This is a genomic window from Streptacidiphilus sp. EB103A, from assembly GCF_041261405.1.
GTDB lineage: Bacteria > Actinomycetota > Actinomycetes > Streptomycetales > Streptomycetaceae > Streptacidiphilus.
The window spans coordinates 33,886-59,914 of the sequence record NZ_JBGCAQ010000001.1 but is presented as its reverse complement, the minus strand read 5'-3'; the positions used below and the strand labels follow the sequence as shown (position 1 = coordinate 59,914).

Here is a 26,029-nt window from a genome sequence, read left to right as displayed (position 1 = left end):
CCGAAGCGTGCAGTGCGTCCGTGCTGCCGCACTGGATTGGATCCCTCCTTCTCATGAATGCGAACCCGCAGTACAACTTCGAGGGCCAGGTCGCCCTGGTCACCGGCGCAGCCTCCGGCATGGGCCTGGCCGCCGCCCGCGCCTTCGCCCAGGCCGGCGCCGCCGTCGTGCTGGCCGACGTCAACCAGTACGCCGTCGAGCAGGCCGCCAAGGAACTGACCGACGCCGGCCACCAGGCCATCGGTGTCGTGTGCGATGTCACCGACGAGGACCAGGCGGCCGCAGCGGTGGACCGCGCGGTGGCCGCCTTCGGACGGCTGGACATGGCCTTCAACAACGCCGGCATCCAGGCCCCGCCGTCCGATGCCGCCGACGAGAGGGCCGAGGACTTCGACCGCGTCAACGCCGTCAACCTGCGCGGCGTCTGGGCCGCCCAGAAGCACGAACTGCGCCAGATGCGCACCCAGGGCTCGGGCGCGATCGTCAACTGCTCCTCCCTGGGCGGCCTGGTCGGCCTGCCCGAGCGCGCCGCCTACCACGCCTCCAAGCACGGCGTGATCGGCCTGACCAAGAGCGCCGCGGTCGAGTACGCCCCCAAGGGCATCCGCATCAACGCCGTCTGCCCCGGCGTGATCGACACCCCGATGGTCGCCGACATGCTCGAAGGCCAGGCCGAAGCCATGGCCGGGATCATGCAGCAGCAGCCCATCGGACGGCTCGGCACAGCCGAAGAAGTCGCCGCCGCCGCCCTGTGGCTGTGCAGCCCCGGCGCCAGCTTCGTCGTCGGCGTCGCCCTGCCAGTCGACGGCGGCTACACCACCCACTGAACCACCCCTCCTCCGACCGGGCCACGGGCGGCACGGCGCGAAGCCATGCCCCTGTACCGCCCAGCCCCCACCACGCCCGGACGATGCCGTCCTCGACGCGGTCGACGACGCCTACCGCTCCAAGTATTGGTCGCCCCCGCCGCACAGACCGGGCCGACGTCTGACCCCTGAGGAGCTTCACCATGGAGTACACCCGTCTTGGCACCACCGGCCTCAAGGTGAGCCGGCTCGCCCTGGGCTGCATGAGCTACGGCGATCCGACCGTCCCGGGCGCCCACCCCTGGGCGCTGACCGAGGACAAGGCCGCGCCGTTCTTCCGCCAGGCCGTCGAACTGGGCATCACCTTCTGGGACACCGCCAACGTCTACCAGGCCGGCACCTCCGAGGAGATCGTGGGCCGCGCCATCACCGAGTACTCCCGGCGCGAGGACATCGTGCTCGCCACCAAGGTCCGCGGCAGGATGCACGACGGCCCAGGCGGTGAGGGCCTGTCCCGCAAGGCCATCCTCGAACAGGTCGACGCGTCCCTGACCCGGCTGGGCACCGACTACATCGACCTCTACCAGATCCACCGCTTCGACGACCAGACGCCGGCCGAGGAGACCATGGAGGCGCTGCACGACATCGTCCGGGCCGGAAAGGTCCGCTACATCGGCGCCTCCTCGATGTACGCCTGGCAGTTCGCCAAGTTCCAGCACGCCGCCGACCTCGGCGGATGGACCCGCTTCGTGTCCATGCAGAACCAGTACAACCTCCTGCGCCGCCAGGACGAGCCCGAACTGATGGCCATGTGCGGCGACATGGGCGTGGGCCTGGTCCCCTACTCCCCCAACGGCAAGGGCCGCCTCGCCCGACCCGCCGGCGAGCAGAGCACCCGCTCCACCACCGACCACGTCGTCCAAGCCTTCGACAGCCCGCACGACGAACCGGTCATCAACGCCGTACAGCAGGTCGCCGAAACCCGCGGCGTGCCCATGGCCCAGGTGGCTCTCGCCTGGGTGCTGCGCAACCCGCTGGTCTCCGCCCCCATCGTCGGAGCCACAAGGCCCCACCACCTCCAGCAGGCGGCCGAGGCCCTCAACCTCCACCTCACGGACCAGGAAGCGGCCACCCTGGAGAAGCCCTACACCAACAGCGGACCCTCCTGGTTCTGACCTCCCTGGCCCGCTCGCCTCGGGCTGAATTCCTGGCCCAGGACATTAAGGTGCTCGCGAGCTCGGACCGGCTGCGTCGGCCGGTGACGGACTGGTGATCGTATCCGGGTACCAGGCCTGCAAGCAGGGCCCTGCGCCACCCCGGACTTGGCGCGGACATCGTGCTTGTGGCCTCGCCCACCGACGTCGAGCAGCCCCACGCCCCCGCCTGGCCTGGCGATGCGACGTCGCGACCGATCCCGTCCTGGACTGACGAAGCCGTGGTACGACGCGCACGCCGAATCGCCGCGACCCCTGGTTCCCGAGGAGCAGCCTGACCGCCCGATGATCCGACGAGGCGACGGGCTCCGCCCGTGACCGACTTCCGGGCGCGCGGCGACCGGACCGGCCTGTGCGGCATCTGCCGCGCAGGCCCAAACCACCCGGGCGATGCCGCCAGCCGGACCCACGCCGAGCTGATGGCTGCGCGGGCCCGCTCCATGAGGCGTCCGCCCAGCTCAAGCCTGGTGACCACACTCCTGCGACGGTCGGATCGGCAGCTCGGCCCAGATGGTCTTGCCGGTAGGGGTGTGCCGGGTGCCCCAGCGCTGGGCCAGCTGGCTGACCAGCATCAGGCCCCTGCCCCCCTCGTCGAAGACCCGAGCGCGGCGCAGATGAGGCGCGGTGTCGCTGATGTCGGAGACCTCGCAGATCAGAGCTCGGTCACGGATCAGCCGCAGCTGGATCGGGGGCTCGCCGTAGCGGATGGCGTTGGTGACCAGCTCGCTGACCACCAGCTCGGCGGCGAACCCGTCCTGGCTCATCGCCCAGACGGTGAGCTGGTCGGATGTCAGCTTGCGGGCGTGCCCCACCAGGGCCGGGTCGGCGGCGATGTCCCAGGTGGCCACTTGGTCCGCGGGCAGCGCCCGGGTACGGGCCAGCAGGAGGGCGACATCGTCGGTGGAAGGGGCCGGGAGCAGCGCGTCGCACACGGTGTCGCAGAGGGTGTCGAGGGATGCGGCAGGCCGCGCGAGAGCCTTACCGAGCAGCAGGTAGCCCTCGTCGATGTCACGGTCACGGGACTCGATCAGGCCGTCGGTGTACAACGCCAGCAAGGTGCCCTCGGGCAGTTCGATCTCGACGGCCTCGAATGTCCACCCACCCAGGCCCAACGGCGGACCGGCGGGCAGGTCCACGAATTTCACCGTGCCGTCCGGGGTGACCAGGGCGGGCAGCGGATGACCGGCTCGGGCCAACGAGCACAGCCGGCTGATCGGGTCGTAGATCGCGTACAGGCAGGTGGCGCCGACGTCTCCGTCGCTCTCCGCTTCGCTCCCCAGACGGGAGACCAGGTCGTCAAGGCGCGTGAGCAGTTCGTCCGGCGGCAGGTCGATGTCGGCGAGGGTGCGTACGGCGGTGCGCAGCCTGCCCATGGTGGCCGACGCCTGGATGCCGTGGCCGACCACGTCGCCGACGACCAGGGCGACGCGCGTGCCCGACAACGGGATCGCGTCGAACCAGTCGCCGCCGACCCCGGCCTGGGCCCCGGCCGGCAGGTAGCGGGAGGCCAGCCGCACAGCGGATTGCCGGGGCAGCCCGGTCGGCAGCAGACTGCGCTGCAGCGTCAGTGCTGTTTCGCGCTGAAGCGTGTAGCGACGGGCGTTGTCGATGCATACGGCGGCCCGAGCCGTCATCTCCTCGGCCAGCAGCAGGTCGTCCCGCTCGTACGGCTCGGGGTTCCGGTGGCGGAAGAACACCGCCACCCCGAGCGTGGTTCCTCGCGCCCGCATCGGAACCGCCATCACCGTGTGGGCCCCGAAATGCTGGATCCGGGCCGCCCGGACCGGGTCCTGCGCCGCCCCGCGGCGCATCGACTCGTCGGTGATCCGGCGGCTGACTGGATGGCCTTTGGCCAGGCACTCGGCGGGCGGTGAGTACTCGGGGTAGTACTCCACCTCGCCGAGCGGGACGACCACCTCCGGGGTGCCGGGCAGCACCGACCGGTGTGCGACCCTGCGCAGCGCGACCGGGCCGTGCAGCGGGCCGGACGGCGGCTCACCGCCGTGGTCGAGGGAGACCAGCAGGTCCACGCTGACGAAGTCGCCGAGGGCGGCGGTGGCCACGTCGGCGAGCTCCTGCGCGGTGCGCCCGACATCCAGGGTGCTGCCGATCCGGGCACTGGCCTCGTTGAGCAGCCGTAGCCGCTGCCGGGTGACGTCCAACTCGGTGCTGTCCTGGGCGGCCAGCAGAATGCCCCGGATGGTGCCCGCAGTGTCTGTCAGCGGCGCCAGGCGGACCGAACGGGTGGGTTCGCCGACCGCGCCCGCACTGGGTAGGCAGTTCTCGACGGTGACCGGTACGCCGGACTCCAGAACCTGGCTCATGCACCTCTCAATCTGCTCGCCCTGCGGAGGCGCCACGATCTGCGAGATCCGCAGCCCCCGCATCTCGTCCTCCGAGCGCGCGAGCAAGCGCTGCAAACCCGGACTGGTCCGCCGGGTCCGTAGGCCGGTGTCATAGAGCGCCGTGACGCCCGGGTAGTACGCGAACGCCAGGCTCGTGAGTGCCGAGTCCCCAGGTGCCCCCCGCGGGTTGTCCTCCCATACATCCCGCGCTACGGGTTCCGACGCTGGTCCCGGTACGGCTTCCGGTACGGGTTGCGGTGGGGGTTCCGGCACGGTTTCAGGTGGGAGTTCCGGCTGGGAGCGGCGATCGTGGTCCGGACGATCGCCCGGGGCGGTGCTGCGGCGCTCCATAGTCGCTCATCCCGCCCTTCGCCGGAGACCGTCCCGCTGAGCCCCGGAGGGAGCATGTGCCGGGAGAACACCTCTACCAATCCTGATGCTCCGGAGCCGCTGGAGCAACCGCGTACGCGGAGGGGTGCGTTTCTCCCCTGAGAAGCTGACGACCTGGCCCACCAGCTCCTGGCCCTGGACGAGCGGATCAAGGAGAACGACAAGGAGATCCGCGAGACCTTCCGCACCGACGATCGGGCCGAGATCATCGGGTCCATGCCCGGCATGGGCCCGATCCTGGGAGCCGAATTCGTCGCCATTGGCGCCCCGGCGCAGACGGATGGCGGCGATGACCAGGGCCGCGAGGGGGCAGGCAGCCTCCTCGTGCTGGGCGCTCTCGTCGGCGCGAAATGCGGCGCGGCACGGCGCTGGCGGTCGCAGGGGCATCAGGGGCGACTGCCAGCCCCCGACCCTGCTCAAGCTCCCTCGGTCACCGTCATCCAGCGCCATTGGGTGAACAGCTCCAGGTTGGCCGTGCCGCCGATACGGGAGGCGTTGCCCGATGCTCCCATCCCGCCGAAGGGCGCGTTCGCGGCGTCCTTGGCGGACACGTCGTTGAGGTGCACCATGCCCGTGCGCAACTGCTCGGCCACGGCGGTGGCCCGCCGCACCGAGCGGGAGTGCACGGCCGCCGTCAGGCCGTATTCGGTGTCGTTCGCGATCTCGACTGCCTCGGTGTCGGTCCGGAACGGGACGACGGGGGCGACGGGCCCGAAGATCTCCTCGCTGAAGGCGGGCATGGCCCGCCCGACGTGGTCCAGGACCGTGGGCGGGTAGAACAGCCCGTCGCGGCGTCCGCCGACCAGCACCCGTGCTCCGGCGGCCACGCTCTCGTCCACGATGCGCTCGATCCGCGCGGCCTGGCGCTCGTTGATGACCGGGCCGATCACCACGCCCTCCTCGCGCGGGTCCCCGATCCGCAGTGCCTCGGCCTGCCTGACCAGCGCCTGCGTGTACGCCTCCACGAGGTCGGCATGCACCAGATGGCGTCCGGCGGCGACGCAGGCCTGCCCCTGGTAACCGAAGGAGCTCATCGCGCCGGCCGCCGCCGCGGCCTCGACGTCCGCGTCGTCGAGCACGATGATCGAGTTCTTGCCGCCCAGTTCCAGGGCCACCCGCTTGAGCTCCTCGCCCGCGGCGCGGGCGACCGCCCGCCCGGCTTCCGTGGAGCCGGTGAACGAGACCATGGCGACGTGGGGGTCGGCCACAACGGCTTGGCCGGTCCCGATGCCTCCGGGCAGGACATGGAGCAGCCCTTCGGGTAGTCCGGCCTCCTCAAACAGCCGGGCCACGACGACACCGCCGGACACCGGTGTGTGGGGATCGGGTTTGAGCAGGACGGCATTGCCGAGCACAAGCGCGGGTGCCAGGGCCCGCATGGCGAACAGCAGCGGTGCGTTCCAGGGGTTGATCACACCGATGACGCCGAGCGGTACCCGCCATGCGTAACTGGCCTGACCGGGCAGTGACGGGCTGAGGATCTCGCCCAGCGGAAGCGACGCGAGCCCTGCTGCCTGCGCCAGTTGGCTCAGCCCGGCGGCAATCTCGTAGTCGCCCTTCGCCGGGATGCCTCCGGACTCCCTGACGATCCACTCGCGGATCGCACCGCTGTTGACGCGCAGTGCCCGGGCGGCGCGCAGCAGCACCTCGGCGCGCTCCGGAGGCGGCACCTGGGCCCAGGCCCGCTGAGCCTGGGCTGCCGTGACCGCGGCCCGGGCGACGTCCGCAGGCGCCGCCACACCCACCTGCGCCAGCTGTTCCCCCGTAGCCGGTTCGGTCACCGTGGCAGTCCCGCCCTCGGACAACCGCCAGCCACCGCTGTAGATCCTCCCGGTCCATTCATCCGTGTCCGGCCATGTCCCCTCGCCGAAAACGGTCATGGCTCGGCCCTCCATCCCCAGTGATCGATTGATCGAATAATCGACATATAGATGGGTCTTTGGGTCCTTTCAACCTTCTTGATCATATGTCTGATGATGTTGATCGGCCAGCGGTTGCTCCCGGCGTCGTGGCAACCCATGGTGGAAAGGACCGAGGCGAGGGCGGACGAGCGCGATGACGGGATCTGAATCCCAGGACGACCGGGCGGCGTGGCCCGAGGAGGATCCCGTCGACGGGGCAGCCACGGCCAGGGCTACCGTGGACCCGCGCGGCATCGTGACCGGGTGGAGCGAAGGAGCGCGACGGCTGCTCGGATACCGGTCCGCAGAGGTCGTCGGCCGGGCCGCGGCCGGGCTGCTCGCCAGGCAGCCTCCAGTCGATACGCTACGGTCCCTGAAGACGCTGCCGAGGTGGAACGGGACGGTGACGCTCCGGCACCGGGACGGCCATCGCCTCACCGTGGATCTGCTGGCCCACCGCCGGGAGCCGGACAACGGAGCCGGCGCAGTCGGCGGGGGCAGTCACTGGCTCCTGGTCTCCCCCCTGGCCCGCCCTCCCGCATCTCCCCAGGACGATGCGCTGACGATGTGGGCGTTCACCCAGTCCCCGGGGACGACCGCGCTCTACGACGCCGGACTGCGGCTGCTACGGGCGAACGCCCGCATGGAACGTGTGATCGGCCTCTCCGAAAAGGCGATGCAGGGGCTGCGCGTGTCGGAGATCGTGGTCGACCCGCAGAGCGACCGCACAGAGGAGTGCATGCGGCAGGCGTTGCGGACCGGCGAGCAGCAGCACATACAGGTGGCCCTGCACCTGGTGGGCCACGAGCGCGCGAGCTCCTGGACGACGGCACTCACACCCGTGCGGGACGCCGAGGGAACGGTGCGGGGCGTGCTCCTGTCCGCGCAGGACATGACCGAGGAACACCTGGCCCGGGGCCGTCTGGCCCTGCTCAACGACGCCAGCGTCCAAATCGGCAGCACCCTGGACCTCGCCCGTACCGCTCAGGAACTCGCCGACGTGGCCATCCCGCGGCTCGCGGACTTCGTCACCGTCGACCTGCTACCCGCCATCGAAGGCGGCGAGGACCCTCGCGCCGGTTCGCCGACCAGCCCGGTCATGCTGCGCCGCGTGGCCTACCAGTCGGTCCTGGAGGGCTGCCCCGAGGTCGTGGTCCAGCGTGGAACGGTGGCCGCCTACCCCGATGAGTCGACCGCAGCCAGGTGCCTGATCACCGGTCAGCCGCTGATCGAGAACGTGAACGCCGCCGCGATAGCCCAAGTGGCGGCCCGCACCCCGGACCGGGCCGAGCGGATGCGGCGGTACGGCTTCCATTCCGTACTGGCCGTGCCGATGCGCGCCCGCGGCATCACCCTCGGCGTGGCCACGTTCTCCCGCCACCGGCGGCCGGAGCCCTTCGAGCAGGACGACCTGCTCCTGGGCCAGGAGATCACCGCCAGGGCCGCCATATGCATCGACAACGCCCGCCGCTACGGCCGCGAGCGCCGTACCTCCCTGACCCTGCAGAGCAGTCTCCTGCCGCAGCGGCTGCCCCCGCAGGCCGCCGTCGAGGTCGCCTCCCGCTACCTGCCCGCCAGCGTGCAGGCCGGCGTCGGCGGCGACTGGTTCGATGTGATCCCGCTGTCCGGCGCCCGGGTCGCCCTGGTCGTCGGCGACGTCGTCGGCCACGGCATCCAGGCCTCGGCCACCATGGGACGGCTGCGCACCGCGGTACGCACCCTGGCCGATGTCGACCTCCCGCCCGACGAGCTGCTGACCCACCTGGACGACCTGGTCATCCACCTGTCCGCCGACGCCGACGCCGGTGCCGACAGCACAGCCGGCACCGCCGACGACATCATCGGCGCCACCTGCCTGTACGCCGTCTACGACCCGGTCTCCCGGCGCTGCACCCTGGCTCGCGCGGGCCATCCCCTGCCGGCGCTGGCGACCCCGGACGGCGCAGTGGAATTCCTCGACGTCCCGGCAGGCCCCCCACTCGGGCTGGGCGGCCTGCCCTTCGAAGCCATCGAGGTGGAACTTCCCGAAGGGAGTCTCCTCGCGCTGTACACCGACGGTCTCGTCGAAGCCCGTGGCCGCGACATCGACCAAGGCCTTGACGCGCTGCGCGCGGTGCTGGCCCGGTCGGTTCCATCCTTGGAGGACACCTGCGACACCGTGCTCCAGGCGCTGCTGCCGGACCGCCCTGCCGACGATGTGGCGCTGCTGATAGCCCGCACCCGCGCCCTGGACGCGGCCCACGTCGCCACCTGGGACGTGCCCCCCGACTTCGCCTCCGTCGCCCGGATCCGCAAGCAGGCCTGCAAGCAACTGGACGAGTGGGGCCTGGACGACGCCGTTTTCGTCACCGAACTGATCGTCAGCGAACTCGTCACCAACGCCATCCGCTACGGCGGCGCCCCCATCCAGCTCCGGCTGATCCGCGACCGCAACCTCATCTGCGAGGTCTCCGACGCCAGCAACACCGCTCCCCACCTGCGCCGCGCCCGCGCCTCCGACGAAGGCGGCCGCGGCCTGCTCCTGGTCGCCCAGCTCACCCAGGACTGGGGAACCCGCCAGACGTACACGGGCAAGACGATCTGGGCCGAACAGACCCTCCCCGCCACCTGACGATCCCGGCGCCGCCGAACTCCCGTAGGGTCGACGGCGGAACACGGCAGGGAGCCTTCGGCGATGCAGGTGGCACGGTTCTACCGGCGACGGCATCGGTGGCCTGGCTGCCCGCAGCTCCGGGTCGGCGACCAGCCACATCCTTACCGCCGGACCCTCTCCGACCACTGCTGCTCGGCCGACTGGCAACAGGTGGTCATACGAGACTGTTGGCGCCGCACAGGCCACATGTGCAGGTCGGTCGGTTCAGTGTCGGTAGGCGTGGGCGGTGAAGCGGGTCCGGGGCGTGACGTGCGCGGTGGGGGCTGGTGTGGGCGTGGCCGCGTTGACGATGCCCGGCCGGAGGAGACCGCTGTAGGCGTCGGTGGAGTCCAGCGGGCCGGCGTTGTTGGTCTCGACCAGGATCGGTCGCAGCGAGCCGGCGTCGGCGGCCAGGCCCTCGTAGTCGCCCAGGAAGTGGCCCCATCCGGCGTAGGGCGCCTGGAGCCAGTCGAAGACCGGGGTGATCCGCCGCTCCGACGGATAGCCCTCCCCACCGCGCGGGAGCGTGAGCAGCCAGGCCGCCGTGGGCAGGGTGGTGGTGTTGCCGGGGGTGAGGTAGCGCAGGTCGTAGTAGGTGATGTCGACCGTGCCGTGGCTGTCGACGGCGATCGAGGGGGTGAAGGCGGGCGCGGCGGGGGCCTGGTTCTCCCGGGTCGGCGCCGACCAGGTGCGTCCGCCGTTGGTGGAGTGCACGAGCTGGATGGAGTTGTACTGGCCGCCGCTGAAGTCGGAGCCCTCGTAGGCGAGGTACAGCTCGCCGCTCCGCGGGTCGATGGCGACGTTGGGCAGGCCGCTCCCCGCTCGCAGGGCCTTGGTGGCGTCGGCAGGGGCGTTGGGGTCGACCTCGGCGACGGACGTGTCCGGCGTCACCGCGACCGGCTTGCTCCAGCTGCGCCCCTGGTCGGTGGAGTGGACGACGCCGTAGTGCGCGTCGGTGACCGTGCCGGCGGTCGCGTCGGAGTAGGTGATCCAGTTGAAGAAGTCATAGAGCGTGTCGCTGCGCGGGTCGACGACGATGACATTGCCGATGGTCTGCGAGTTGGGCACGGCGGTGGTGTCGACGAAGGGACGGGCGGTCGACCAGGTGCGGCCCTTGTCACGGGTGATGGATATGTACGCCGGACCGGTGAAGAAGGGTGCAGGGCTGGTGGTCTGGTCGAGGCGGTCCCAGACCTGGTAGGCGACGCCCGCGTGGACCGGGTCGGCCGTGACCGAGTTCTTGTCGTCGCCGATCGCCGGGTCGTTGTCGTCGATCAGCATGCTGGTGTGCTTCCAGGTGCGGCCGCCGTCGTAGGAGGTGGTCGCGGCGACGCCGTTGCGGGCGTCGGTGACGTTGAAGACCAACCCGCTGGCGTAGGCGGTGCCGTCCGGGCCGAAGCTGACCCAGCCGTCGGAGGCCCGCTGGAAGGGGAGGCCGCCGGGAGCGCAGTGGCTGAACGGCAGCGGAGTCTCGCTGAAGTGGCGGCCGTCGCGGGTGTAGCTCGCGGTCAGGCCCCGGGCGCCGCCGTTGGACCAGCGGTCCTGCTGGAAGATGCCGACCGCGCTGCGCGGATCGCGGGGGTTCGCCGCGACGTACGGCTCCACCTCTGCGGAGGGGGAGTTGGTCCCGGGCCCGTCGCCGCTGAGGTCGCAGGCGGCGTAGGGGTCGCCGGGGGAGGCCAGGTTGAGCGGCTCTCCACCGGCGGCGGCGCCGGCCGATCCGGTGGTGAGGGCAGAGGAGAGCAGGAACAGCAGGGATGCTGTGGCAACGGCTGATCGGACATGTGCGCGCATGTGATCCCCCGGACATGGGATGCCTGTGACGCTCCTGTGCATCTGTCGACCCCAGAGCTTAGCGGGCCATGACACTCCGCGGGAGGGTGCCGTTGCAGCCCGATCGGACAGATGACGGTGAGTCAGGAGTCCATATCGACACCCGCAGTGACGAGGTGCGCCGAGGGGGCAGGTGATGCGGAGGCCCTGGTTGACATGCACTCAGCATCCGCGCTCTACTCATGCTTCGTGCCGATTGGCAACGTTGTCAGACCCTCGGGCGTGACGCCGATGCCGATCGAGGAAGCCACCTGCCCCTGGCACACCACCCATGCGCGAAGCGCAAAACGCGGAGGCAACCGATGACCACACGGCGCCGCCCGGGCGGACCCCGTATCAGCAGCAGACTCCGTCAACGCCTGACCGTGGTGGCCCTGGTGGCCATCTCGGTCGTACCCCTCCAGCCCCTCGGCAGTGCAGTGGCCGCGTCCGGCCCACAGCTCGTCACGGACCCCGCAGCCCTGGTCAATCCTCTGATCGGCACCTCGGGTGCCGTGGACACCTTCCCCGGTCCCGACATGCCCAACGGCATGATCCAGTGGAGCCCGGACACCACGCCCGCCCGCACCGACGGCGGCGGCTACGAGTACGACAGCACCAAGATCTCCGGCTACAGCCTCACCCATGTCTCGGGCCCCGGCTGCCCCGTCGCGGGCGACATCCCGATCCTGCCGCTCACCGGTGCGCTGAAGGGCAACCTCTCCGACACCATGTCCACGTTCAGCCATGCCAACGAGCAGACCGGGATCGGCTACTACGGCCTGACCGACGCCTTGGGCGTCAGGACCGAGTTGACCGACACCACCCGGGCGGGCCTGGGGACGTTCACCTTTCCGGCCGGCGCGCAGGCCGATCTGCTGCTCAAGCTGAGCGGCGGCGCCACGCAGGTGGACGGCACCCGGGCGAAGGTGGTCAGTGACACCGAGGTGAGCGGCGCCGTCGACAGCGGCCACTTCTGCGGCGCGAACAACCGCTACACGCTGCACTTCGACATCAAGTTCAATCACCCGTTCACCCAGAGCGGCACCTGGGTCGGCAGCACCATCAACCCCGACGCGAAGTCGCTCAGCCTCGGCCGGCCCCAGCAGACGCCGGCCGCGCCGCAGAGCACTCCGCGGAAGGAGCAGCACTTCACGCTCCCGGGCACCCCGTCGCCGAAGATCCACCCGACCAGCGGCGCCAGCACCGTGGGCGCCCGGCCCTCGACCGACAAGGCGCCCTCGCCCACCGCAACGGCCTCGTCCGCCCCCGTCACCGGCGCCAACGGCATGTACCTCACCTTCGACACCTCCTCGTCGACCACGGTGACGGCGGCCGTCGGGATCTCGTACACCAGCGACGCCAACGCCGCCTCGAACCGCTCCACCGAGGTCAAGGGGTGGGACTTCGCCGGCATGCGGCAGGCCAACCACGACGCCTGGAACACCGTCCTGAAGCGGGTGCAGGTCGGCGGCGGCAGCAACGACCAGCAGGTGCAGTTCTACACCGCCCTCTATCACTCGCTGCTGCACCCCAACGTGTACTCCGACGACAACGGCCAGTACATGGGCATGGACGACCAGGTCCACAAGCTCAGCAAGGGCCAGAAGGCGCAGTACGCCAACTACTCGGGCTGGGACACCTACCGCTCCCAGACGCAGTTGATCGCCATGGTCGAGCCGAAGGTGACCGGCGACATCGTCACCTCGATGCTCAACGGCTACGACCAGACCGGCCTGCTGCCCAAGTGGGCTTCCGACAACGGCGAGAGCTATGTGATGGTCGGCGACCCGGGCGCCTCGATCATCGCGGACGCGTACGCGTTCGGGGTGCGCAACTTCGACACCGCGCACGCCCTGGACGCGATGGTCCATGAGGCCACCGCGCCCAACCAGGACCGTCCCGGCGAGTCGGTACGCGATGCCAAGGGCTACCTGCCGCTGGACGAGACGGACTACGGCTGCTGCAACTTCTACGGCCCGGTCTCCACCCAACTCGAGTACGACAGCGCGGACTACGCCCTGGCGTCCTTCGCGAAGGCGCTGGGCAACACGGCGGACTACCAGAAGTTCGCCACCCGCGCCCAGGACTGGATGAACGTCTTCAACCCGCAGACCGGCTACATCCAGGGCAAGGACCTGGACGGCCAGTTCGCCGGCAGCTTCACCCCCGGAACGTCCAACGGCTTCGTCGAAGGCACCTCCGCCCAGTACACGCCCATGGTGCCGTTCGACCTCCAGCAACTGATCACCGCCCGTGGCGGGGACGCGGCGTACTCGTCCTACCTGGACAGCCTCCTGGGCGACATCACCGCCCCCGGTGCGACCAACGCCGACCTCAGCAACGAGCCCAGCCTGGAGATCCCCTGGGAGTACGACTACCTCGGGCAGCCCTGGAAGGCCCAGGCCGCCGTGCGCCAGGCGCAGCAGAAGCTCTACTTCAACGCGCCGGTCGGCTCGTTCGGCAACGACGACCTGGGGGCGATGAGCTCCTGGTACGTCTGGTCCTCGCTCGGGATGTACCCGGAGACGCCGGGCACCGACACGCTGGTGCTGGGCAGCCCGGCCTTCCCCGTCGCGAACGTGACGTTCGGCAACGGCAAGCAGGCCGCGATCAACGCCCCGCAGGCCGCGCCCAACGCCCCCTACGTCCAGGCAGTGGACGTGAAGGGCAAGGAGTGGAACAACTCGTGGCTGACGTTCACTCAGTTCGAGAAGGCCGGCACGGTCGACTACAGCCTCAACACCGTGCCGAACACCGCCTGGGCCGCTTCGGGCACCGCGGTCCCGCCGTCCGACACCACCGGCGGCGGCCGGATGCTCGCGGCCACCGGACCGAGCAGTGACGGGCTGATCGTCGCGCCGGGCGGCTCGGCCGACGCCACACTGCGGCTGACCAACCTCAGCACCCAACCGGTCACCGCCGACTGGACCGCCACCGCCCCCTCGGGCGTGACCCTCGCCGCTCTCTCGGGTTCGCTGACCGTGCCCGCGTCGGGCAGCGCCGAGGCGAAGACACCGGTGACGGTCGGGAGCACCGAGGGCGCGTACGCGGTGACGTTCGCGGTCACCGACCACAGCAGCGGTGCCGCGATCGCCGCAGCCACGCTGCGGGTGTCGGTGGCTCAACCGGGCGAACTGTGGCCCTACGAGTCCAACAAGGGCGTCTACCCCGACGGCACCCACTTCTCCGGCGGCTTCGACGACGAGGGATGGGCCTACTCACAGACCGCCCTGGCCACGGCCGGGGTCGGCAGCAACACGAAGGTCGGCGCGGACGGCATCGCCTACAGCTGGCCGACCATCGCCGCAGGCCGACCGGACAACCTGGAGGTCGCGGGCCAGACGATCCCGCAGCCCAACGGCACCACCGGCGCCTACCTCGGCCTCCTCGGCGCCGCGACCAACGCACCCCTCGACGGAACCGGCGTCCCCGGCCAACTCACCGTCACCTACACCGACGGCACCACCACGGCGGCGACGGTGACGTTCTCGGACTGGACGCTCAACGGCGCCTCCAAAAAGCCGGTGGCAGGCGACACCACCGCCGTCACCACCACCTACCGCAACACCGCCGACGGCACCAAGGACACCGTTCAGGCCTACGTCTTCTCGGTGAAGGTGCCGCTGGACAGAACGAAGAGCGTGGCGTCCGTGACACTGCCGGTGACCGGCGCCTCGGGAACGGTACACCTGTTCGCGATCGCCTTCGGCGGATAAGCCCACCACCACACCGCTGAACCCGAACCACGGCGCCGGTGGCACCCCGCACGAGTACCCGACATGCCGCCAAAAGTCACCTCGAAGCTGCTGGTGGGCGGGCTGGTACGGCACTCGTGCGGGGTACTCGCGCTGGTCTCCAGGTCAAGCCCTGCGCCCGCCGCCGGTCACTCGCTCCCGGGCGGGCGCCAGTCCACCGGCGGCGGCAGCGTGCCCTGCGCGATTATGTTCGCGTAGACGCTCTCCAGCGCCTGGCTGAGCGGCCCGACCAGCTCGCGCGGCAAGCCGTCGAAGAACAGGCGACGCACGAGTTCCACGTGTCCCAGAGCCGCGGCCTCCAGCACCTTCCGGCCGTGCTGGGTCAGCCTCACCTCGGTCACGCGCCGGTCGTTCGCAGACGGGCTGCAGCTCACCAGCTCCCGCTTGGCCATCCGCCGCACGTGGTGCGAGACCCGGCTGCGCTCCCAGCCGATCTGCGCGGCCAGCACCGTGATCGGCATCAGGCCCCCGTCGGCGACGCTCAGAGCCGTCAGGACGTCGTAATCCGGCAGGGACAGATCGCTGTCGGACTGCAGCTGGCGATTCATCTCGTAGGTCAGCCGCAGCTGAACCCGGATGTACGCCATCCAGGCCCGCTGCTGTTCGCCGTCGAGCCACCCGCCCTCGGGCACCGGCGCGCCACCATTGGCATTGCGTGACATGTCACCTATACTTTCTGTCCAGCACCACCGTCGAGGCGTGCCGCGCCCACATCATCTCGCGCGGACCGCCAGGAGCAGGAGGTACCCATGCCGTACGCAGCAGTGCTCACCGGATACGGATCGCCCGAGACGCTCGTGTGGTCGGAAGTCGCCCTGCCCGCACCCGGACCTGGTCAGATCAGGATGCGCGTACACGCGGCGGGAGTCGGCCCGACCGACCTGAAGATCCGGCGCGGCGACCTCCAAAGGATCTTCCCGCTGCCCGACCCCGCCGTTCTCGGCTTCGAGGCCGCCGGCACCGTCGACGCCCTCGGACCGGGCGTGACCGGCGTGTCGCTGGGAGACGAGGTCGCCGCCCAGTTGCCCACGCTCGGCGGGTACGGCGAATACGCCCTCGCCTCGGCCTGGACCGTCAAACCGGCCACCGTCAGCTGGGCCGACGCCGCAGCGCTGCCCGCCTCGGCCGAAGCCGCCGTCGGCGTCCTGCGCCAACTCGGCGTCACCTCCGGCGAGACCCTGCTCATCCTCGGCGGCGGAGGCTCGGTCGGCGTGATCGCCACCCAACTGGCCGTCTTCCAGGGCCTCACGGTCTTCAGCGCCACCGGCCCGAGCGACGAGCAGTTCGCCAAGGATCTCGGCGCGATCCCGGTCCGCTACGGATCGGCGCTCCTGGCGCAGATGCGCGCGCACGTCGGCAAGGTGGACGCCGTCCTCGACGCCGGAGGCAGGGGCGGCCTGCGCGACGCCGTCGAACTCGCGGGCGGCCCCGCGCGCGTGATCACCCTCGCGGACGAGCACGCGGCCGACTTCGGCGTCGCCCTCTCCGCCCCCACCCCGGACCGCGCTCCCGACGCGGTCGAGCAGACCATGCCACTACTCGCTTCCGGGCAACTCCGTCTGCGTGCCCAGCGGCTGCTGCCGATGCGGGACGCCGCGCAGGCGCACGCCCTCCTCGAAGCAGGCACAGCGCACGAAAAGCTCATCCTCACCGCTTAGCGGCCTGTCGCAGTGCACCGTTCGGATCAACCACGGGAGGAACCAGATGGAGAGCCCGATCGAGGTAGTGCGCAGGTTCTGCGCGGCGTGGTCGGACAACGCCGGGGCCGCCGAGCTGGCGGCGTTCTTCACCGACGACGCCATCTACCACAACATCCCGCTGGCGCCGATCACCGGCCGGGAGGCCATCGCCAACACCATCACCTCGTTCATCCGCCCAGGCCCGCCAGGCATTGAGCACATCGAGTTCCGCGTCATCAACATCGCAGCCAACGGACCGGTCGTGATGACCGAGCGGGTGGACGTCTTCAGGCTCACCGACACATCGTTCGAACTGCCGGTCATGGGAACCTTCGAGGTCACCGACGGCAGGATCAACGCCTGGCGCGACTACTTCGACATGAACCAGTTCACCAGCCGGATGGGATAAGGCCGGACCTCATCAGCGCTCGAGTCCACATGGAGCGCGTGCCGACGTGAAGCTGCTGGTGACCGTGCCGGGCGGCACTCGCCGGGGGCGAGGTGGGGCCTGCCCGGCAGTGAGGGCACGGTCCGACACGAGTCGGACTGCCAGATCCACAGCCCAACTGCACTGCGACGTCCGCATGTTGCCGGGGCACGGCAAACGATCGCGGCACTGCGCAGCGGCTGCATGTGAACGTCGGCGAACCGCTCGCCGGGCGGGGCGGGGCGTGCGACCATCTGCCCCAGCCCTACACACCGGGGGGACCGATGTTCGATGGATTCACCGCCGACGCCCGTAGTGCGGTGGGCATCGCGGCCTTGCTCGTGAAGCGACGCGGAGCGACGGAGATGGACAGCCGTGACCTGCTGCTGGGGCTGGCGGTCCACAAGGACTCGGGTGCCTGGCGGGCACTGACGGCCCTGGAGGTCACCGCCACGCGGATCGATCCCGGCCTCCCGGCGCTGCTCGCGGCCACCCGGGACGCACCCCCGCCGCTGGGGGACGTACCGCTGGGCCCGTCCGTTCGCGCGGTGTTCGGAGGTCTGTCGGCACTGCTGGTCGAGTCGGAGTGCTTCGCGGTCCACAGCGGCCACCTGCTGATCGCGGTCGCGGAGCAGAGCGAGGGGCCGGGAGCAGCGGCACTGGCCGCAACCGGGGTCAGCGCGCAGGCCGTCCGCGACCAGGTCGTGCCGCTGCTGCCCAACGGACCCGAGTTCGCCCTACCCCGGTCCTGGGAGGAACTGCCCGCGCCGGCCCGCCTGCCCGGACGGTCCACCCCGGTGGCGGTGATCACAGCCGCGGTGCTGTGGTACTGCCTGGTCGGGGCGGCGATCACGGCCCTGGCGGCGGGTTCGACGCGGCTGCCGCTCGCTGTCTTCCTGGGCGCCATGCTGCCGCTGGCACCGCTGCTCGCGTTGGCGCTGCGCGCCCGCAAGCTCCGGCGCCGGCTTCGGATCCTGGAGCACCGGCACCCCCGGGCCACACCGCTACCGCCGCTGCTGGCGGCGGTAGCGGCCGGGCGCGGCCTGTCCCGGGCCGAGATCCGGGTGGACCGCTCCAGCCGCCGAAGCTTCAACGTACGGCTGGGCGAGCGGGGCGTGGTCGTGATCGCCCTGGCCGCGGCGGTCAGCCCGGCTCAGTGGCGGTTCGTGGTACCGCACGAGATGGCCCACCTGCTGCGCAACGACCAGCTCAGCGGACAGGTGTGCGTGACGCTGCTGGTGCCGCTGGTGGTCGGCGGCGCGGAGAGCGGATCCGCGGCGGCGGCGCTGGTCGCCCTGGGCGGCGCCCTGCTCCAGCAGCTGACGGCCCGTTGGTCAGCGGAACTGGCCTGCGACCGGCTGGCTGTGCGCTGGAGCGGCCTGGCTCCACTGACCGCCTGGGCCGACGCGACCCGCACCCGCAGACGCCGGGGAAGGAACCGGCTCCTCAGATGGCGACTGCGACGCCTGCTGCTCGGCCCGCTGACCCACCCACCGCTGTGGCTGCGCGAGACCGTGTCCGGCGGAAACCACGGCTGACACCCATCACCGGGAACGGGACCGGCCGCTCTCCTGCTGGTGCGACCGGACACTGTCCTGCGCCGGCATCGTGACATGGTTGCCCGCCGACACGCCGCCTGCTCGAAGCCGAAACGTGGGGACCGACCGCGAACCGTGCACTCGATCAGGACTGACCGCGTAACCATAAATTAACGTCGGGACTCGACCGGAAACGTGGATTTCACTGGACCCGTCGCCGTTCTTCAAATTCGTTTTTTCGAATTCCGGCCGAGTGACGCCGCGCAACGGTGGAATGCCCACAGCGTTACACCGTGGCACTGCACCGCCCCGGCCACGGTCTCCTAATGTCGGCCGTCAACGGGGAAACCGCTCTTCCAGAGGAGACAGCCGATGAGCCGTGTGGTCCGCGCAGCCCTGGTCCAGACGAGGTGGACGGGCGACAAGGAGTCGATGATCGACCTGCACGAGCAGTACGCCCGTGAGGCGGCCGCGCAGGGTGCTCGGGTCATCGGTTTCCAAGAGGTCTTCAATGCTCCGTACTTCTGTCAGGTACAGGAGGAGGAGCACTACGCCTGGGCCGAGGCCGTGCCGGACGGGCCGACTGTGACCCGGATGCAGGACCTGGCCCGCGAGCTCAACATGGTCATCGTGGTGCCGGTGTACGAGGTCGAGCAGCCCGGTGTCTACTACAACACGGCAGCCGTGATCGACGCCGACGGCAGCTACCTCGGCAAGTACCGCAAGCACCATATTCCGCAGGTCAAGGGCTTCTGGGAGAAGTACTACTTCAAGCCCGGCAACCTGGGCTGGCCGGTGTTCGACACCGCCGTGGGAAAGGTCGGGGTCTACATCTGCTACGACCGGCATTTCCCGGAGGGCTGGCGCGCGCTGGGCCTGGCCGGTGCTGAGATCGTGTACAATCCGTCGGCGACCAGCCGGGGCCTGTCCGCCTACCTGTGGCAGCTGGAGCAGCCGGCCGCCGCCGTGGCCAACGAGTACTTCGTCGCCGCGATCAACCGGGTCGGCGTCGAGGAGTACGGCGACAACGACTTCTACGGCACCAGCTACTTCGTGGACCCGCGCGGCCAGTTCGTCGGCGAGCCGGCCTCCGACAAGGAGGAGGAGTTGGTCGTGCGCGACCTCGACCTCGGCCTGATCGGGGAGGTCCGCCATCAGTGGGCCTTCTACCGGGACCGCCGCCCCGACGCCTACGGCTCCCTCGCCGAAGCCTGACCGGAGCCGGCCGAGGCCCGAGCAACGCCCTGACGGGGAGAGCGGAAGGAACAACGCGTATGACTCGCACGGTGATCCGGGGCGGGCTGGTGATCACGGCGGCCGAGGAGACGGTCGCCGATGTCCTGATCGAGGGCGAACAGGTGGTGGCCCTCGCCGCCGGCGGCAGCCAGGTGGCCGAGGGCTGGTCGGCGGACCGCGTGATCGACGCGTCCGGGAAGTACGTGATCCCGGGAGGGGTGGACGCGCACACCCACATGGAGCTGCCCTTCGGCGGAACGTCCGCCTCGGACACCTTCGAGTCCGGCACCCGGGCCGCGGCGTGGGGCGGGACGACGACGATCGTGGACTTCGCGGTGCAGTCCGTGGGCCGCTCGCTGCGCGAGGGCCTGGACGCCTGGCACGCCAAGGCCGAGGGCAACTGCGCCGTCGACTACGCCTTCCACATGATCATGTCGGATGTCACCGGGGACAGCCTCAAGGAGATGGACTTCCTGGTGGACGAGGGGGTGACCTCGTTCAAGCTGTTCATGGCCTACCCCGGCGTCTTCTACAGCGACGACGGGAAGATCCTGCGGGCGATGCAGCAGGGCGCGGACAACGGCGGCCTGGTGATGATGCACGCGGAGAACGGCATCGCCATCGACGTGCTGGTGGAGCAGGCACTGGCCAGCGGACGCACCGACCCGCGCTACCACGGCCAGGTACGGCACGAACTGCTGGAGGCCGAGGCGACGCACCGCGCCATCCGTCTGGCCGAGGTGGCCGGCTCGCCGCTGTACGTGGTGCACGTGTCGGCCGCCTCGGCGCTGGCGGAGCTGACGGCCGCGCGGGACCGGGGGCTGAACGTCTTCGGCGAGACCTGTCCGCAGTACCTCTTCCTGTCCACCGACAACCTGGCCGAGCCGGGCTTCGAGGGCGCCAAGTACGTGTGCTCGACGCCGCTGCGGCCCCAGGAGCACCAGGTGGCGCTGTGGCGCGGGCTCCGCACCAACGACCTGCAGGTGGTGTCGACAGACCACTGCCCGTTCTGTTTCTCCGGTCAGAAGGAACTGGGGCGCGGGGACTTCTCGAAGATCCCCAACGGCCTGCCCGGCGTGGAGAACCGGATGGACCTGCTGCACCAGGCCGTGGTGGACGGGCGCATCTCGCGGCGGCGCTGGGTGGAGATCGCGTCGGCGACGCCCGCCCGGATGTTCGGGCTGTACCCGCGCAAGGGGACGATCGCGCCGGGTGCGGACGCCGACATCGTGGTCTACGACCCGGACGCGACGCAGACCCTGTCGGCTGCGACGCACCACATGAACGTGGACTACTCGGCCTACGAGGGCCTCCGGGTGCGCGGCAAGGCGGTGACGGTGCTCTCCCGGGGCACGGTGGTCGTCGACGACGACGCCTACCTGGGCCGGCCCGGACACGGCCGCTACCAGGCCCGCGCCACCTGCCAGTACCTCATCTGAACCCCACCCGACCCCCGTCCGAACCCCATCCGATCTTCTCCTGACGCTCCCCCGTCTTCCCACTCCCGTGCTACCGGAGGTTTCCCGTGGACATCGGCCTCGTTCTGCAGACCGACCCGCCCGCTTCGCTGCTGATCGAACGGATGAAGCGGGCCGAGGCGGCCGGCTTCAGCCACGGCTGGACCTTCGACTCGGTGGTGCTCTGGCAGGAGCCCTTCGTGGTCTACAGCCGCATCCTGGCCGAGACCGAGCGCATGGTCGTCGGCCCGATGGTCACCAACCCCTCGACCCGTACCTGGGAGGTGACGGCGTCGCTGTTCGCGACGCTCAACGACATGTACGGCAACCGGACGGTGTGCGGGATCGGCCGCGGCGACTCCGCGATGCGCGTGGCGGGCCGCAAGCCCGCCACCCTGGGCCGCCTCAGCGAGGCGATGCACGCGATCAAGGAGCTGGCGGAGGGCCGGGAGACCGTGGTCGACGGGACCGCGATGCGGATCCCGTGGGTCAAGGAGGGTGCGTCACTGCCGGTGTGGATGGGCGCGTACGGACCCAAGGCGCTGGCCCTGACCGGCCGTCAGGCGGACGGCTTCATCCTGCAGCTGGCCGACCCCTATCTGACCGAGTGGATGGTCAAGGCCGTCCGCGACGCGGCCGTCGCGGCCGGACGCGACCCGGGCGAGGTGAAGATCTGCGTGGCGGCCCCGGCGTACGTCACCGAGGACGACTCGCCGCAGGCCCTGGCGCACGCGCGGGAGCAGTGCCGCTGGTTCGGCGGCATGGTCGGCAACCACGTCGCCGACCTGGTCGGCCAGTACGGCGAGAGCTCCGGCCTGGTCCCCCACGCGCTGACCGCCTACATCAAGGAACGTCAGGGGTACGACTACCGCCACCACGGCCGCTCCGGGAACCCGGACACCGCGTTCGTACCCGACGAGATCGTGGACCGGTTCTGCCTGATCGGTCCGCCCGAGGCACAGGTCGCGAAGCTGGAGCAGCTTCGTGACCTGGGTGTGGACCAGTTCGCGGTCTACGCCATGCACGACGCCGTGGAGTCGACCATCGACGCCTACGGCGCCCGTGTCATCCCCGCGGTGAGCTGACGACCCGGGAACACCGCTCCACTCGTTCGTCCGGCAGCCCGACGCCGTGCCCGCCGGCTTCCTGTCCCGTCCCCACGCGAGACCCCGCGAACCGAGGTGGCCGTCCATGTCAAAAGTCACGCCGTCAAAAGTCACGCCGTCCACAGTCACGCCCCTGCCCACGGCGGCGCAGACCGCCCATCCCGACGGAAGAGTCGAACTCGCCGCCGGAGTCACTCTCACCGACCCGCGCTTCACCAACGAGGACCTGATGCCGGTCCCGGTCGAGCGCAGACGCTGGACCACCTACAACTTCCTGGCGCTGTGGGTCGGCATGGCCCACAACATCCCCTCCTGGACCCTCGCCTCGGGCCTGGTGGCACTGGGCATGGACTGGAAGCAGGCGGTGCTCACCATCGCCCTGGCCAACGTCATCGTGCTGGTCCCGATGCTGCTCACCGGACACGCCGGAACCAAGTACGGCATCCCCTTCCCGGTCTTCGCCCGCGCCTCCTTCGGCCTGCGCGGCGCCAACCTGCCCGCGCTGATCCGCGCGGCCGTCGCCTGCGCCTGGTTCGGGATCCAGAGCTGGATCGGCGGCGAGGGCATCTTCCTGCTGGCCGGCAAGCTCTTCGGGCACAGCTGGCAGACCGCCTCGGCGATCGGCGGCTTCCCCTGGACGCAGTGGCTCTCCTTCCTGCTCTTCTGCGCGCTGGAGATCGCCATCATCTGCCGCGGCATGGAGACGCTGCGCCGGTTCGAGAACTGGGCCGCGCCCTTCGTCATCGCCGGTGCGCTGGCCCTGCTCGCCTGGATCGCCGTCAAGGCCGGAGGCTTCGGCCCGCTGCTGTCCCAGCCCTCCAAGCTCGGCTGGGGAAGCGGCTTCTGGAAGATCTTCTTCCCGTCCCTGATGGGCATGATCGGCTTCTGGTCGACACTGGCGCTCAACATCCCCGACTTCACCCGCTTCGGCGGCAGCCAGAAGGCCCAGACCCGCGGCCAGGCCCTCGGCCTGCCCACCACCATGACCCTCTTCGCCCTGCTCTCGGTCCTGGTCACCTCCGGTTCCCAGGCCGTCTACGGAACGCCCATCTGGGATCCGATCGCGCTCGCGGCCAAGATGAACAGCGTCGTGGGCACCCTCTTCGCCCTGCTGGTGGTCCTGGTGGCAACTCTGTCGGTGAACATCGCCGCCAATGTCGTCAGCCCCGCGTACGACCTCTCCAACCTGCTGCCGAAGATCATCAGCTTCCGCACCGGCGCGCTGATCGCCTGCCTGGTCGGCATCGTGATCTTCCCCTGGAAGCTGGTCGCCGACCCGCACGTCTACATCTTCACCTGGCTCGGCGTGGTCGGCGGCCTGCTCGGTACCGTCGCCGGCATCCTCATCGCCGACTACTGGATCATCCGCCGCACCCACCTGGAACTGGACCAGCTCTACACCCCCGGCGGCCGCTACTGGTACGCCTCCGGCTGGAACTGGCGGGCGGTGGTGGCCTTCGTCGTCGGCGGCCTGCTGGCCGTCGGCGGCTCCTACGGCGGTCCCTTCCCCACGGGCGGCGTGATCCCCTTCCTGCAACCGCTCGCCGACTACGGCTGGGCCGTCGGCCTGGCCTCCGCGCTGGTGCTCTACGTCGGCTTCACCCGCCTGGCCCCGCCGGCGGAGCCGAACGCCCCGGTCTCGAACGCCCCAGTCTCGAACACGCCGGCCACGGCCGAGAGCTGAGGCCGGTCACGGCGACGGGCCGCCCGGTTCACCGTTACCGGGCGGCCTCAGGGCCCGCAGCCTGCTGCGCCTCGTGGGCGAGCAGCGCGACATAGAGCGAGGTCAGCTGCTCCCAGTCGTCCAGGTCGACGTCCAGGAGCGTCTGGATGCTCTCCAGCCGCCGGTACAGCGCGGGTCGGCTGACGTGGTGCGCCTGAGCGGCCAGCGACTTGTTGCGGCCGGTCTCCAGATAGGTCCGCAGCACCGCCAGCAGCGGTGCATTCTCCAGCAGCGGCCCCAACTCCCTTTCGATGAACGCCTGCAGCTCCGGCTCGTCCCGCAGCAGCCGGACCAGCCCGCGCAACCGTACGTCGCGCAGCCGCGCCACCGCGGTGGCCGGGGGTCCCGCCACCGCGGCATCCGCGACGTGCACCGCCTCGACGAAGGACCGGCGTACCTCGTCGAGCACGGCACAGCCGAACCCCGCCCCGACCACGGCCCGGCGCCCCCGCGCCGCCAACCGCTCGTGGGTCTGCACCGCGACCCTCCGCAGCGCGGCATCGGCGTCCTGGTCGTGCGGGATGCTCAGCAGCACCGCCGTGCCGTCCGCACCGATGCTTCCCACCAGGCCCGCCACCGACTCCTCGCCGAGGATCCGGTCCAGCAGCTGCGGCAGCCCCTCCCGGTCGGCCGCACTGCCGGCCAGCTCGCGGACCACCACCGGCACGAAAGTGCGCCGGTTCACCGGCAGTCCGGCGGCCCGGACCCGGGTGAGCAACTGCTCGGGCCGGGCCGCGCCCGAGGCCAGGTCGCCAAGCAGCGACTGCGCCGCGTGGTCCTCCCAGCCCCGGTCGCGGTCGCCGAGCAGACGGTGCATGGCCAGCGCCTCGGCCGCGCGCTGCCCCAGCACCCGGCCGGACTCCTCCGAGCCCGGGTAGCCGAACAGCACCAGCCACCCCCACCGCTGGCCCCGGGCCTCCAGCGCCGCCACGATCCAGCCGTCCGGGCCGACCGTCACCGGGTCGTTCCGCACCAGCTCGGCGACCTGCCGGGAGACCCGGTCCCAGTCGCGCATCAGCTCGCTCAGCGAGTTCCGGTCCCCCGCGGTGGCCAGTACCCGTTGCGCCAGGTTGACCAGAACGGCCGGGCAGCCGCCGAAGGAGGCGATCTCGTCGAGCAGCTGCTGCAGCGGGGCGCCGGAGAGGTTGAGCGCGGTGAGCGAGGAGCGGATCCGATCGGAGAGGTTGAGCGCGGCGAACCTGCCGTGCACCAGCTGCGAGTGCACCTCCTCGGTGAGCCGGGCGAACGGCGCCGGACGGTGCAGCACGATCAGCGGCACCCCGCACCGTTCCGCCGCCCGGCGCATCGCCGGAGGCGTGGTCCGGAACGCCCGGCCCAGACCCAGCAGGACGGCCGCCACGTCGGCCCGCTGCATCGACTCGACGTAGGCGACCTGGGCCTGCTCGTCGCCGGCCAGCAGCAGCCCGGTGGTGAGCACGATCTCGCCGCCGGTCAGCATCACCCCCACGTCCGCCGCCTCGGCCACGTGCAGCCAGCGCACCGGCCGGTCCAGATGGGCTGCTCCGGCCACCACCTCGGGTCCCCAGGTGGCCATCAGGTCCAGCCCCAGCACGTCGCGCACGGTGAGCCGGCCGGCCGGGTCCCGGGTGTCCGGCCCGGGGGGTGTCTCGTCGCTCACGCGGACCGACCTCGCTGAGTGTGCTGGGGCCGGACCCGGTGCTTGAACCGGAATCCGGCACTCTCGATTCCGCGAAGCTTACGCCCCGGCCGCCGCCACCCTGGCCCTACGGGCCAACGCGAAAAGGACCGTTGCCGCAGCCACGGTGACCGACCGCTTCCAGGACGCGGGCCAGGGCACCAGCACCAGCCCGGCGTCCCCGATCAGATCCGACTCGTCGAACACAGCAGAAGCCGCTCGCAGCGACATGCCAGACCGCGTCGCGGAGATGCTCCTCCAGACCCGGTGGATGCAACCCTGAAAGAGTCACATCTTCCCTGTTCAGAGAGTATCTCCGCTGTCACGTCCGGACCCTGGACCGGCTGT

General features: G+C 70.6%; 16 protein-coding genes and 2 pseudogenes. 12 read left to right on the top strand and 6 right to left on the bottom strand.

The window, feature by feature from the left end:
• Positions 1 to 53 precede the first annotated feature (53 nt).
• Complete coding sequence (locus tag ABH941_RS00240) at positions 54 to 827, top strand: glucose 1-dehydrogenase (RefSeq protein ID WP_370126438.1); 774 nt, start codon at positions 54 to 56, stop codon at positions 825 to 827.
• A gap of 182 nt (positions 828 to 1,009) precedes the next feature.
• Positions 1,010 to 1,981 (top strand): aldo/keto reductase, encoded by a 972-nt coding sequence (locus ABH941_RS00235; protein ID WP_370126437.1) that lies wholly within the window; start codon positions 1,010 to 1,012, stop codon positions 1,979 to 1,981.
• A 497-nt stretch (positions 1,982 to 2,478) separates the two neighbouring features.
• Here ABH941_RS00235 and ABH941_RS00230 read toward each other — a convergent pair.
• Positions 2,479 to 4,542: pseudogene (locus ABH941_RS00230) on the bottom strand (SpoIIE family protein phosphatase); the annotation flags it as partial.
• Positions 4,543 to 4,866: 324 nt separating this feature from the next.
• Here ABH941_RS00230 and ABH941_RS00225 point away from each other — a divergent pair.
• Positions 4,867 to 5,124: pseudogene (locus ABH941_RS00225) on the top strand (IS110 family transposase); the annotation flags it as partial.
• 47 nt (positions 5,125 to 5,171) lie between these two features.
• On the opposite strand, the gene ABH941_RS00220 reads toward ABH941_RS00225, so the two are convergent.
• The gene (locus tag ABH941_RS00220) at positions 5,172 to 6,635 is read right to left on the bottom strand and encodes an aldehyde dehydrogenase family protein (protein WP_370126436.1); all 1,464 of its coding nucleotides are present in this window, start codon (positions 6,633 to 6,635) and stop codon (positions 5,172 to 5,174) included.
• 175 nt (positions 6,636 to 6,810) lie between these two features.
• Between ABH941_RS00220 and ABH941_RS00215 the strand changes: the two genes are divergently transcribed.
• Entirely contained in the window at positions 6,811 to 9,267 is a 2,457-nt protein-coding gene (locus ABH941_RS00215) for a SpoIIE family protein phosphatase (RefSeq protein WP_370126435.1), read from the top strand.
• Between the two features lie 246 nt (positions 9,268 to 9,513).
• Here ABH941_RS00215 and ABH941_RS00210 read toward each other — a convergent pair whose 3' ends face one another.
• Entirely contained in the window at positions 9,514 to 11,082 is a 1,569-nt protein-coding gene (locus ABH941_RS00210; RefSeq protein ID WP_370126434.1) for a sialidase family protein, read from the bottom strand.
• 341 nt (positions 11,083 to 11,423) lie between these two features.
• Between ABH941_RS00210 and ABH941_RS00205 the strand changes: the two genes are divergently transcribed.
• Positions 11,424 to 14,819: a lectin gene (locus ABH941_RS00205; RefSeq protein WP_370126433.1), complete on the top strand. Its 3,396-nt coding sequence runs from the start codon at positions 11,424 to 11,426 to the stop codon at positions 14,817 to 14,819.
• Positions 14,820 to 14,986: 167 nt separating this feature from the next.
• Here the strand turns inward: ABH941_RS00205 and ABH941_RS00200 are convergent, their stop codons facing one another.
• Entirely contained in the window at positions 14,987 to 15,520 is a 534-nt protein-coding gene (locus ABH941_RS00200) for a MarR family winged helix-turn-helix transcriptional regulator (RefSeq protein ID WP_370126431.1), read from the bottom strand.
• An 87-nt stretch (positions 15,521 to 15,607) separates the two neighbouring features.
• Here ABH941_RS00200 and ABH941_RS00195 point away from each other — a divergent pair, with 87 nt between their 5' ends.
• From ABH941_RS00195 to ABH941_RS00165, 7 genes are all read left to right on the top strand, one after another.
• Positions 15,608 to 16,516, top strand: a complete 909-nt coding sequence (locus ABH941_RS00195) for an NADP-dependent oxidoreductase (protein WP_370126430.1) — start codon at positions 15,608 to 15,610, stop codon at positions 16,514 to 16,516.
• 46 nt (positions 16,517 to 16,562) lie between these two features.
• Positions 16,563 to 16,946, top strand: a complete 384-nt coding sequence (locus tag ABH941_RS00190) for a limonene-1,2-epoxide hydrolase family protein (protein WP_370126429.1) — start codon at positions 16,563 to 16,565, stop codon at positions 16,944 to 16,946.
• A 383-nt stretch (positions 16,947 to 17,329) separates the two neighbouring features.
• On the top strand, positions 17,330 to 18,502 hold the full coding sequence (locus ABH941_RS00185) for a Clp protease N-terminal domain-containing protein (protein WP_370126428.1): 1,173 nt from the start codon (positions 17,330 to 17,332) through the stop codon (positions 18,500 to 18,502).
• Positions 18,503 to 18,874: 372 nt separating this feature from the next.
• Positions 18,875 to 19,717 (top strand): nitrilase-related carbon-nitrogen hydrolase, encoded by an 843-nt coding sequence (locus ABH941_RS00180; protein WP_370126427.1) that lies wholly within the window; start codon positions 18,875 to 18,877, stop codon positions 19,715 to 19,717.
• Between the two features lie 59 nt (positions 19,718 to 19,776).
• The gene (gene hydA, locus ABH941_RS00175; protein WP_370126426.1) at positions 19,777 to 21,177 is read left to right on the top strand and encodes a dihydropyrimidinase; all 1,401 of its coding nucleotides are present in this window, start codon (positions 19,777 to 19,779) and stop codon (positions 21,175 to 21,177) included.
• An 86-nt stretch (positions 21,178 to 21,263) separates the two neighbouring features.
• Complete coding sequence (locus ABH941_RS00170; protein WP_370126425.1) at positions 21,264 to 22,280, top strand: TIGR03842 family LLM class F420-dependent oxidoreductase; 1,017 nt, start codon at positions 21,264 to 21,266, stop codon at positions 22,278 to 22,280.
• Between the two features lie 106 nt (positions 22,281 to 22,386).
• The gene (locus ABH941_RS00165) at positions 22,387 to 23,985 is read left to right on the top strand and encodes an NCS1 family nucleobase:cation symporter-1 (RefSeq protein WP_370126424.1); all 1,599 of its coding nucleotides are present in this window, start codon (positions 22,387 to 22,389) and stop codon (positions 23,983 to 23,985) included.
• Positions 23,986 to 24,019: 34 nt separating this feature from the next.
• Here the strand turns inward: ABH941_RS00165 and ABH941_RS00160 are convergent, their stop codons facing one another.
• Together ABH941_RS00160 and ABH941_RS00155 are read right to left on the bottom strand one after the other, a co-directional pair.
• Complete coding sequence (locus ABH941_RS00160) at positions 24,020 to 25,663, bottom strand: PucR family transcriptional regulator (protein ID WP_370126423.1); 1,644 nt, start codon at positions 25,661 to 25,663, stop codon at positions 24,020 to 24,022.
• Positions 25,664 to 25,741: 78 nt separating this feature from the next.
• On the bottom strand, positions 25,742 to 25,912 hold the full coding sequence (locus ABH941_RS00155) for a hypothetical protein (RefSeq protein WP_370126422.1): 171 nt from the start codon (positions 25,910 to 25,912) through the stop codon (positions 25,742 to 25,744).
• Between the last annotated feature and the right edge of the window lie 117 nt (positions 25,913 to 26,029).